A 10,790-nucleotide genomic window follows, 5' to 3' on the forward strand; every position below is an offset into this window, starting at 1 on the left:
TTTGTTTGATATAAGAAAATATACATCACCAAATATCAAAAATGATATTCTCTCTGGGCTTGTCGTTGCCGTTGCACTTGTACCAGAAGCTATTGCTTTTAGTTTCATCGCAGAAGTAAGCCCTATTGTCGGGCTTTATACTGCTTTTATCTTAGGTCTTATCACTGCACTGATCGGTGGAAAACCGGGTATGATTAGTGGTGCGACGGGAAGTGTTGCTGTTGTTATCATTGGTCTTGTTATTGAAGCAAACAACCTTCTAAAAGGCCAAGGCTACACCGGAGATGAACTCTATATACATATACTCAATTATGTCCTGCTTGCTACTATCATTGCAGGTCTTATTCAAGTACTTTTTGGAGTTTTCAAACTTGGAAAATTCATTCGTCTTGTACCGCAACCGGCACTTTATGGTTTTGTGAACGGACTGGCTATTGTTATTGCCATGGCACAGTTTAAATTTTTTGAGGGACAAAGCTGGATAATGTATGCCATAGTAATTATTACTATGCTCATCATGTATATACTTCCAAAATTCACAAAAGCAGTACCATCTGGTCTTGTTGCCATTGTACTTATCTCCCTTGTAGTATATTTTGCAGGTATTGATACGCTTACAGTTGGTGATTTGGCAGATCTGAGTCAGTTTAAAGGACAGCTGCCGCACCTCATCATTCCAGATACTCTCTTTAGTCTTGATGCTATCATTATGGTGCTCCCATATGCTGTTATTATGGCGCTTGTCGGGCTTATTGAGTCCCTGCTTACTTTGGCTGTTCTTGATGAGATGAGCGGTACACGGGGCAGTGGGAACCAAGAGTGTATCGCTCTTGGATGTGGAAATATCGCAAGTGGTTTCTTCGGTGGTATGGCAGGTTGTGCAATGATTGGACAATCTATCATCAATTACACTTCTGGTGGACTTGGACGTCTCTCTTCATTTACTGCAGCGGTCGGTCTTCTCATTTTGGTAGTCTCACTTACAGATGTTCTCAATGCCATTCCTGTAGGTGTTCTTGTTGGAATCATGTTTATGGTGAGTATCGGGACATTTGAGTGGTCGAGTTTTTCACATCTCAAGCATATGCCACGTGCTGACGTTTTTGTCATGGTAGTTGTGACCATCATTACCGTTGTTGAAGATTTGGCGGTAGCTGTGATTGCCGGAGTTATCATCTCTGCTCTTGTTTTTGCTTGGAGACATGCACGTATCTGGGCAAAGACTCACGTAGAAGCAGACGGAACAAAGGTTTATGAGCTAGAAGGTCCGCTCTTTTTTGGAAGCGCTACAACATTTTCAGATAATTTTGACATTAAAAATGACCCTCCTAAAGTGGTTATTGATTTTAAAAATGCTCGTGTTCTAGACTTTTCAGGCGTTGAAGCGATTGATGCCCTTGTAAAAAAATATGAAGATACAGGGAAAAACCTTCTGTTGCGCCACTTAAGCAGAGATTGTAAAGCTATCATGAAAAAAGCAGGACCACACTGTACCTATGAAGAGGATGATCCAACATACAAGGTTGCATTTAACTATTAGGAGGGAGTCATGCATAAAAAAGTATACAACTTAGTCGAGTCACCAAAATTTAAAAACTTTATTCTCTTAGTTATCCTTTTAAATGGTATAACGATGGGAATAGAAACCTATCCCAGCATCCACGAACATATTAAAGATGAACTCTATCTTTTTGATACTGTTGTCATCACTATTTTTATCATAGAGATAGGCTTACGCATCTATGCACACAGAGTCTCGTTTTTTAAGGACGGTTGGAGCCTCTTTGATCTAAGTATTGTCCTTGTTTCAATGTTCCCAGCAAATTCTGTTTTTGAGATTTTTAGGATCTTAAGAATTTTCAGACTTTTGCGTGTTATTACAATCGTTCCCCAAATGCGAAAAATTGTTATGGCGCTTGCAAGTGTTATCCCCGGTATGGCCTCTATTGCAGGACTGATGTCCATACTCTTTTATATTGCAGCTGTTATGTCGACACAACTCTTTGGAGATCGTTTCCCTGACTGGTTTGGCTCTCTTGGAAGCTCACTCTATACACTCTTTCAAATTATGACATTAGAATCATGGTCTATGGGTATTGCACGTCCTATTATGGAGATATATCCTCACGCATGGCTCTTTTTTGTTCCATTTATCTTTATAGTTACATTTATCATGATTAACTTGATTGTTGCCGTAGTTGTTGATGCTATGAATCATCTCAGTGAGAATCAGGAAGCACAAGTAGAGGTAGTTGCAAAAGATGAGATAAAAGAGTTACACAATGAGATAAAAGAGCTCAAAGAACTCCTCCTTGAGAGTAAAAAGTAGTATCTTTTACTTTATACTCTCTTTTGGCTCTCCTATAAAGTAGCCTTGGGCATAGTCAATACCCATCTCTTTTACTTTATTGAGCACTACTTCATTATGAATATACTCAGCAATGATTTTAATGCCTCTTCGTTTACAAAAGTGCACTATTGTCTCAACAATCAGCTCACTCTTTTCATTTTCAATAATATCTTTAATAAATATCCCATCAATTTTCAAATAATCAGGATTGAGTTCTAACAGACGTGAGAAGTTAGAGTTTTCAACTCCAAAATCATCAAGTGCGATCTTAAAGCCTTTTTTTCTTAAAGAGTTGATCTGTTCAAGCATATTAGACTCTGTAAGTGTCACAATATCTTCAAGTAGCTCCAGTACAACACGAGAAGGGTCAATATTATACTTTTTTACATTAAGGAGTAAAAACTCTTCCAAATACCCCAAGTTGATATCATTTGATGTGATGTTAATGGAAAACTCATAGTCTGTATCACTAAAAACACGAAAAGCATTTGTTACTATTCGCCGTGTAATCAAAGAGAGTGTCCCGGTCATCTTACACGCTTCCATAAAACGGATAGGCGATACCAAACCTCCGTCATCATCTATTCTTGCTAAACACTCAAATTTTTCTATCTCTCCACTGTGTAGATTTTTTATAGGTTGAAAAAAACCAAGTAGTTTCTCTTCTTCTATCGCACTGCGTATCTTATTGATCCAGTAGATGTTCTCTTGTTGTTTCTTTGCATATTCTGATTTGGTTTCAAAGATTTTGTAAGAGCTTTTTTTATAAAGACGTGCTTCATGTACTGCAGCGGCTGCATGATTGAGTGTGATGATACCATTACCCATCGCAACACCGATGGTTACAGAAATTTTTACGATGATATTATCGTGTTCAAGTTCGATTTCTGTTTGATTGAAAAATGAAATGATGGATTCAGAAAAATCTTTTAACTCACGAAAGTTAAAAAAATCATTGACAATAAATACAAATTATCTCCATCGAAACGGAAAAGTTTTGCATTCTTTGGTTTTAGAAGCTGTAATCTTTTTGCAAGTTCAGTAAGTATCTCATCCCCTACGACATATCCGTAGGCATTGTTTATGTTGTTAAAGTTATCTATATTTACAACAAAGATATTAAGTCGGCTGTGCAGTTTGATATACTCTAAAAGTGCAAAACGGTTAGGCAAACCACTTAACTGGTCTGTATAATAGTCCCACTCTTTTTTCTCTAAAGTAAATTCCATATCTATCCTAATAATATAAAATAAAATAATAAATATTATATCTTATTTTTATTTATAGGTTCTTAATTTGATAAAAGACTCCGGTTCTATATTTTTATACTTTGGCATCTCCTGACCGATATTAGCATTTACGTACGTTGGATCAGCCAATACATACCTACGTCTGTTATACCTTACGGAGTCCCCTTCTAAGGGGATATAGAGTGCTGTACTCATATGGTCGCTATATTTTACACCAATAACTCTCACACCAAAAAGTTTTCTTATCAAGTAAGAAAAAAGTATAGCTCTGTCTTCACAATCTGATGCATTATAGACAAGTGTCTCCTCTGCAAACATCACTTTTTCATGTCCAAACTGTTCATTATCTCGCTCATACTTAAAAGCTTTTTGTACAAAACGAAGCACAATGTTCATCGCCTCACTTATCTTTTTACCATCTGTATATTTTTTGATATCTTCTGCCAAATCTCTGTAGGTTTCATGCTCCATCGGTGCATTAAAGTAGACTCTGTAATCCACCTGTGGGTATGTATTCATAAAGTCTAAAATGTTTTCATTGTACTTATATGATGCTTCGTAAACTTTACCATAATCTTGAAAAGAGATACGTTTAGAAACATTTTGTTTTTTAAAAAGAGGGAGTGTTTTGAGCCTAAAATCTATCGGTTTGTCAGCTTGAGGATACTCCTGTTCATAGGTATAGATACGCTCGATATTTTGTTGATTGTACTTTGAGATGATGTAATAGTACTTATCATCAAAACTGTAACGAGGTGTTGCATAGATTGTATCTTTGGAGTAGTGCAGCAGGTATATACTTTGACTTTCACTCAGAGCTATCTTTACATTATATGAAAGCTTGTTAAGTAAAAACCATTTGTAAATCTTTGCCTCATTTTGTTCTGTGTAAATATGTTGTGAAAGTTTTGAGATTAAAAGGTACAGGGCCCAGTCATTTAGTTGCAGTGTGTCTCTGTAGTTTTCTATCTCGCTAAGTGTTGTATTGTAGTTACTAGAGGCCAATATACTAAAAAAGTTCGATATCCCTGCCTGATTTTGTGGATAAAACTTTGCTTTTTTGATGTTTTTGTCAAAACTAAAAGCGACTTCAGAACCAAAAAAGTAAAAATTGATATCTTTTTTTATCTCTTTTTTTGGCTGCGTCGCTTTTTTTATCTTTTCTTTTTCTGGCAACTGAATCTTGACTGCAGGTCCAACTTCTGGAGCTTTTTGTTCCTCTTTCGGCCTTATTGATTTTGGTTTTGGCTCTGTATACATCGGAGGTGTGATGTATGCCTTATACTCTTTCCACTGTGCTTTTAAGTAAGCATTAAAAGCATTGTCCCTTTCATCTTTATACTCTGTGTATGCAGCTGACTGTACTCTTTTAAAGTCAGCAAAACTCTCGGCAAAGAGACCATTTGCCCAGAGTAAAATAAAAAGGCTAAAAAGGCCAAACGGATTGAATAAGTTTCGTTCCCCATCCCTGTTTTGTTGCACGGTCCATATCTCCCTCAGTTTTATAAAGAATCTTCGCATCACTTATCTGTGTAGAGTTTATTTTATTATACTGGTCGATATCATACGGACGGATAACCCCACTTATTTGGATGATCTGTTTTTGATCATCCACAAGTATCTCACGTGTACCAGATATAAAATAGTTTCCATTTTGAAGTACTTTTACTATTCTAGCAGAAATTGTTGTCGTAAAGCTAGCATCTTTTGTAGCACTACCCTGCCCTTTATAGGTATTGTCAGATTTTGTTTTAAAACCGATATCACTGTAGCCATTGACTTTTGTTATGGCATCATTGACATTTCCGTTTGCAGCACCGGCAGAGGAGAAGATACCTCCACCAAGATTTGACTCATCACTCTCACTTAACTGCTTTGTACCCGTGTTCGAACTTTTTGCAGTCTCTGAGATAACAACGGTAACAATATCATTAACATGCATTGCTTTATGATCTGAAAAAAGAGGATTATCCCCTTTTCCAAAAAGACTGCCTGTTGAAGCAAAATCCTGTTTCTCTTCACGTGCTGGCATCTGCTCAACATAAGCCGGTGGTTCAAAATTGATCTCAGGGTCTGTTAGTTTTGCTGTACATCCGGAAAAAAAGTAAGCCATCACTACAACAGATAAGGGAATAGTTAATTTTTTTTGCATTAAATCTCTTTAATATCTATATTTGTGTATAATTCTAGCAATTTCAGTTCCACATATAAGGATAATATATCATGAGTTTACGCGAACAAATAAATACAGATGTCAAAGAGGCAATGAAAGCCAAAGATACTAAAAAAAGAGATGCACTTCGTCTGCTTACATCAGCATTTAAGCAAATTGAAGTTGATGAGAGAAAAGAGCTCACAGATGACGATGTTATCAAAATTATCCAGACACAGATAAAACGCAGAAATGATGCAGCTAACCAATACAAAGAGGCTGGCCGTGAGGATCTGATGCAAATAGAACTTGAGGAGATTGCTTACTATGAGCCTTATCTTCCTGCTCAGCTTAGTGACGATGAACTCTGTACAGCTATCACAAAGATAATAGCTGAAGTTGGAGTAACAAGTATGAAAGAGATGGGAAAAGTAATGGGAGCAGCCAACAAAGCGCTTGCTGGTCAAGCTGACGGTAAACGTGTCAGCGAATGTGTGAAGAAGTCACTCTCTTAAATTCTACCAATCATCCAAGACGAAGCCTTTTGGCTCGTCATCTTCTATCTTTTTTACTTCCACGTTTTTATTTATCTCAGGCTCTTGTACTTTTTTAGGTTCAGGCTTCGCCATCTGCTCTTCAAACTGTAACTCTAAACCTTTACTTGTCATGATAAAACCGTTTACATGGAGTTTTCCATCATGAATCTGCTTATGGTGTTCCTTACAGAGTGGTACAAGGTTATGTTTATTGTCTTTATGAAAATGTCCGATAAATCCTGCTTTATCTGCCAAAGACTGATGTGAGATATGATGCACATCCTCTGCAACAGCACCACAGACAATACACTTAGTTACATACAACTCTTTGTTGTATTTTGATTTTTTCTTCTTCACAAGTAACTCTAACTCATCAAAATCATTGGCTAGACGTTTTCTGATGGTATTTGCTGTCTCTAAAAATTCACTGTCCATATGCAGTGATTTTGCAAATTCCAATCCATAGATACTACTTCCACTTCCAGCCTGTAGCACACGATTAAAGATGAGCTTATCTGCTTCCTCATCATACTCTACACTCAAGTGTAAATCCACTACATTATTTAAACGCGTGATTTCCGGCATTGTTGAGAGTTGATGCAGGTGTGTTGCAAACAAAAAGAGACAACGTACATTTGAGAGCTTTTGAATGGCACTTGCAACAATAGCAACACCCGAAAGTGTTTCAGTACCATGACTTATCTCATCACCCAAAACCAAAGAACGGACACTTGAACGGTTAAATATGTTTTTGAGCTCTAACATCTCCACAGCAAAGGTTGAAAGCCCCTTTGCAAGGTTATCTTTAGATACTATACGGGTAAAAAGTGAATCAAAGATAGAGAACTTCATCACAGCTGCACTTACAAAAAAACCGGACTGCGCCATAAGAACGGCTATACCGATACTCTTCATCAATGAGCTTTTTCCACTCGAGTTAATCCCATACAAGAGTACACCGTTAATATCATGTCCGTCATGGACACGTACATCAAGCATCACTGTTGTCGGATGCGGTAGGTCAAGGTAGTCACGGTTTCCCATAACGATGTCATTTGGCACATAGATACCACCACGTTCTTGCACCTCAATGAGCGGATGACGCAGCTGCATAATCTGCATAAAGTTCTCATCCTCTTTGGCTTCAACTATCATCGGTCGGGAGTGCTTATGCTCCTGCGCTATCTTTGAAGAGCTCACACCGACATCCAAGTCTGCAACATAGGCAATGACACGTTCAAAAAGAAGTGAATAACGTCGCTCAAAAAGATTTTGAAGTTGAATATAACGCTCTTTTACAAGCGTAACGATCTTGCGACGATTTTTCATGATTCTGTCAGAGAGCTCATCCGTAAAAGTAGAGGTAATTTTTACGGAATTTGTCAGCTTTTTGACAACAAACTTGGAGAACTCTTCATTTTTTTTAAATGCACTCTCAATGAATGAAAAACGGTTTTTACTTAAAGAGATATAGTAACCCTCTTTTTCCAAAAGTCCTAAAGAGACAACCTTTGCACTGCTGCTTGCCCCTGCATCTTCAAGCATTACCTCTATCTTTTTCATAATATCTTCAAATGCAACAAGCATAACACTGTTCTCTTTTACAAGTGTGTCTATACTTTCATCCACACCACTCATCAAGAAGTTCTCATCAACTGTAGCATTCGTAAACCTGCGTGAGACATCCAAATCGATGCTCTTTTCTATCTCACGCAGAAACTCATCTAGCTCACTCTCATGAAAAGGTGTACGCTGAATCTTATGTTTCTTTACATATTGCATCAACTCTTTAACACTCACCATTGAGTCATAGAGATGATTCATCTCAAAAGGATGCAGGCGTGCTAGGGAGAGTCTGCGTGAGAGACGTTCCATATCATAGATTCCTCGCATCATCTCATCAAGATAACGCACGTGAGAGTTTACCTTCTCTATCAAATTATAACGACGTTCAAGCTCCTCTTTGTCCATAATCGGATTAAGCAGTCTCTCTTTTAAAAGACGACGCCCTATGGCAGTTGAGCTTTTATCAAGCATCTTGAGCAGTGTAAACTCTTTGCGGTCTTTTGAGATGATACCCATCTGCTCTAAGGCATTGTTGCCAAGATACATAAAACGGCGGTTGTCAATGATGCGCGGCATTGCCATCTTTTGAACGATGTGGTAATCATGTTCTATTACAAAGTTAATGAGAATCGCTAAAGACTCCGTAATCATAGGATTGCGTTCTAAATCCAAATGTTCTATCGGAGAGAGAAGAGATTGAATCTGATAGACCTCTTTAAAAAGTTCGTTTTGAAAGTCGATTTTTGGTCTTTGATTATTGACTGAATAATGATAGTGTTCAGGAATTTCAAGGTACTGCATCACATGCTTTTGGTTATCAATCCCATCCAAAAATGTCATCACTACTTCACTCGTTCTGTAGACATTGAAAAGATTAAAAACCTCATCAAGTGCATAAGCCGGATCTTCACTTGTTCCGTGTGTCTCATAGAGCCATGTTTTTCCCGTTGTCACATCAATAGCCGAGTAGCCTACAGTATAGATATCACGAAACTTATCTACTAAAATTGAGACAATGTAGTTGTCATCATTATCTACTATATGGTCAAAGTTCGTTCCAGGAGAGACAATTTGTGCGATATAACGGCTGATTTTTGGAGGATTACCTTTTTGCTTGACAACAATAACCGTATATTTTTGCTCTGCTATAAGACGATTAAGATAGCGCTCAAAACTAACAGCGGGTACACCAGCTAAGAGTGGATTTTTATCAGAGTTTTCTACAATGTTTTTATTTTTCTTTGTCAGTTGAATATTTAAAAGTTCAGCTATCTCTTTTGCTTTTCCAACCTGTTCATCATCATTATTTACTTCATAAACTTCAAAAAAAGTTCCAATTTCCATAAATACTACAGTATCAGCGCCGTATTTGTCTTCAAAATGACGCTGCAAATCAAAATAGATTTGTGTTAATAACTTATCTTTATTATTTAATAATTTTTCTACTTCAGATGAACGCATATCTCTCTTTGCTATTTCTTGTAATATCTTTGTGATTATATCATAAGAAACTACTTACTATTTTCTCACTTTTTCATTATTTTACCGATTTTATAGAATATTTCGGATATTTATTTGTTATAATCATTCATTTGAATTATCACACAATAACGTATTAAAGGTTTTCTATGTTAAAAATCACTATACATCTTTTTCTTCTGACTTCTATAACATTCGCACAAACACTCAAAGAGAGTCTGGAAGAGATTTTGCACACAAATCCTATTATTCAGGAACGACTTCAAAATTATAATGCAACAAAACAGGATATTACTTCAGCAAAATCCGGCTACTATCCAAAACTTGACATTAAACTTGGCACTGGAGAAGAAAAAATAGTACATGATTATGCAACAACAGACTACTCTGTATACAAAAGTTCTCTTAACTATACACACAATATTTTTAACGGCTTTGGCACAACATCTTTAGTTGATTCTCAAGAATACAGAACTGCTGCAGCAGCATATAGCTATATAGAAAAAGTAAACAATACTTCTATTGAGTTGGTCAACACCTATCTCGAAGTAGTTAAGAATCAAGAACTTTTAGGAACAGCTGAGGAAAATGTGCAAATTGATCAAGAAATATTTAACAGAGTAAAAAAACTCTATAAAGCAGGACTCACTACACTCTCTGAAGTAAAAAAAATAGAATCATCTCTGGCACTTGCAAAGTCAAATCTCGTCGTTCAGGAAAACTCACTTTTAAATGCTTTATATAACTTTGAAAAAGTACTTGGTCACCCTGCCACAGTAACTGCGATGCAAAGGCCAAATATAGATAAAACAATTTTACCAAAAACACTAAATGAAGCAATCGATTTTTCACTCAAACACAATCCTTCACTTATGGCAAATGAGTACAATATTAAGGCAGCACAGGCGACAAGCAGAGAAAATAAAGCAAAATATTATCCAAAAATAGACTTGGAAGCTTCACAAGAATACAACAACAATGTAAGTGGTACAGAAGGAAAGGATAATGAGTTTCGTGCAATGGCTTATATTTCCTACAATCTTTTTAATGGTTTTAATGATCAAGCATCTATAGAGAAAAGTTACGCAAAAATTCAACAAGAGATTGCAAATAAAAATGATACCAAACGCAAAATTCACCAAAGTTTAAAGATTGCTTGGGCAGCACAGACAAAACTCAAAAAACAGCTACTACACCTTCAAGAATATAAAAATTTTTCATATAAAACACTCGTTCTCTACTCAAAAGAGTATGATTTGGGACGCCGTTCTTTGCTTGATCTTCTCTCCACACAAAATGACTTTATCCGCTCAAAAGCACAAATTATTACTACGGAGTTTGGCATTTTATATGCACAATACAAAATTCTTGATACAATGGGTATACTTGTCAGTTCTATTATAAATGACAATACAATCATTTATTCCAATGTCAATCTAAAATCAGGAAAGAAATAG

The 10,790-nt window shown here is 36.6% G+C and carries 9 protein-coding genes; 4 read left to right on the plus strand and 5 right to left on the minus strand.

What is annotated here, in order from left to right:
- Nucleotide 1 precedes the first annotated feature (1 nt).
- Together ES948_RS05200 and ES948_RS05205 are read left to right on the plus strand one after the other, a co-directional pair.
- Nucleotides 2-1,540, plus strand: coding sequence for a SulP family inorganic anion transporter (locus ES948_RS05200; RefSeq protein ID WP_152183885.1), 1,539 nt, complete (start codon nucleotides 2-4; stop codon nucleotides 1,538-1,540).
- A gap of 9 nt (nucleotides 1,541-1,549) precedes the next feature.
- On the plus strand, nucleotides 1,550-2,329 hold the full coding sequence (locus tag ES948_RS05205) for an ion transporter (RefSeq protein WP_152183886.1): 780 nt from the start codon (nucleotides 1,550-1,552) through the stop codon (nucleotides 2,327-2,329).
- 6 nt (nucleotides 2,330-2,335) lie between these two features.
- On the opposite strand, the gene ES948_RS05210 is transcribed toward ES948_RS05205, so the two are convergent.
- The 4 genes from ES948_RS05210 to flgH all read right to left on the minus strand — a co-directional run bounded on the left by ES948_RS05210 (nucleotide 2,336) and on the right by flgH (nucleotide 5,752).
- A complete protein-coding gene (locus tag ES948_RS05210) occupies nucleotides 2,336-3,178 on the minus strand; it encodes an EAL domain-containing protein (RefSeq protein WP_152183887.1) in 843 nt (280 codons plus the stop codon).
- A 101-nt stretch (nucleotides 3,179-3,279) separates the two neighbouring features.
- Complete coding sequence (locus ES948_RS05215; protein WP_152183888.1) at nucleotides 3,280-3,579, minus strand: diguanylate cyclase domain-containing protein; 300 nt, start codon at nucleotides 3,577-3,579, stop codon at nucleotides 3,280-3,282.
- A 48-nt stretch (nucleotides 3,580-3,627) separates the two neighbouring features.
- A complete protein-coding gene (locus tag ES948_RS05220) occupies nucleotides 3,628-5,082 on the minus strand; it encodes a hypothetical protein (RefSeq protein ID WP_188109455.1) in 1,455 nt (484 codons plus the stop codon).
- Nucleotides 5,027-5,752 (minus strand): flagellar basal body L-ring protein FlgH, encoded by a 726-nt coding sequence (flgH, locus tag ES948_RS05225; RefSeq protein WP_152183889.1) that lies wholly within the window; start codon nucleotides 5,750-5,752, stop codon nucleotides 5,027-5,029. The genes ES948_RS05220 and flgH overlap by 56 nt, the downstream gene beginning before the upstream one ends.
- Before the next feature lie 71 nt (nucleotides 5,753-5,823).
- Between flgH and ES948_RS05230 the strand changes: the two genes are divergently transcribed.
- Complete coding sequence (locus ES948_RS05230; RefSeq protein WP_152183890.1) at nucleotides 5,824-6,267, plus strand: GatB/YqeY domain-containing protein; 444 nt, start codon at nucleotides 5,824-5,826, stop codon at nucleotides 6,265-6,267.
- Between the two features lie 3 nt (nucleotides 6,268-6,270).
- Here the strand turns inward: ES948_RS05230 and ES948_RS05235 are convergent, their stop codons facing one another.
- A complete protein-coding gene (locus ES948_RS05235; protein ID WP_152183891.1) occupies nucleotides 6,271-9,315 on the minus strand; it encodes a MutS-related protein in 3,045 nt (1,014 codons plus the stop codon).
- A gap of 167 nt (nucleotides 9,316-9,482) precedes the next feature.
- Between ES948_RS05235 and ES948_RS05240 the strand changes: the two genes are divergently transcribed.
- Nucleotides 9,483-10,790, plus strand: a complete 1,308-nt coding sequence (locus ES948_RS05240) for a TolC family outer membrane protein (protein ID WP_152183892.1) — start codon at nucleotides 9,483-9,485, stop codon at nucleotides 10,788-10,790.

This window comes from Sulfurimonas indica, from assembly GCF_009192995.1.
Lineage (GTDB): Bacteria > Campylobacterota > Campylobacteria > Campylobacterales > Sulfurimonadaceae > Sulfurimonas > Sulfurimonas indica.

What these genes read in the sequence shown, in the direction of transcription:
- ES948_RS05230 (WP_152183890.1), top strand. Translation starts at nt 5,824, where the DNA reads ATGAGTTTACGCGAACAAATAAATACAGATGTCAAAGAGGCAATGAAA.
- ES948_RS05235 (WP_152183891.1), bottom strand. Translation starts at nt 9,315, where the DNA reads ATGCGTTCATCTGAAGTAGAAAAATTATTAAATAATAAAGATAAGTTA.
- flgH (WP_152183889.1), bottom strand. Translation starts at nt 5,752, where the DNA reads ATGCAAAAAAAATTAACTATTCCCTTATCTGTTGTAGTGATGGCTTAC.
- ES948_RS05215 (WP_152183888.1), bottom strand. Translation starts at nt 3,579, where the DNA reads ATGGAATTTACTTTAGAGAAAAAAGAGTGGGACTATTATACAGACCAG.
- ES948_RS05205 (WP_152183886.1), top strand. Translation starts at nt 1,550, where the DNA reads ATGCATAAAAAAGTATACAACTTAGTCGAGTCACCAAAATTTAAAAAC.
- ES948_RS05240 (WP_152183892.1), top strand. Translation starts at nt 9,483, where the DNA reads ATGTTAAAAATCACTATACATCTTTTTCTTCTGACTTCTATAACATTC.
- ES948_RS05210 (WP_152183887.1), bottom strand. Translation starts at nt 3,178, where the DNA reads ATGGGTAATGGTATCATCACACTCAATCATGCAGCCGCTGCAGTACAT.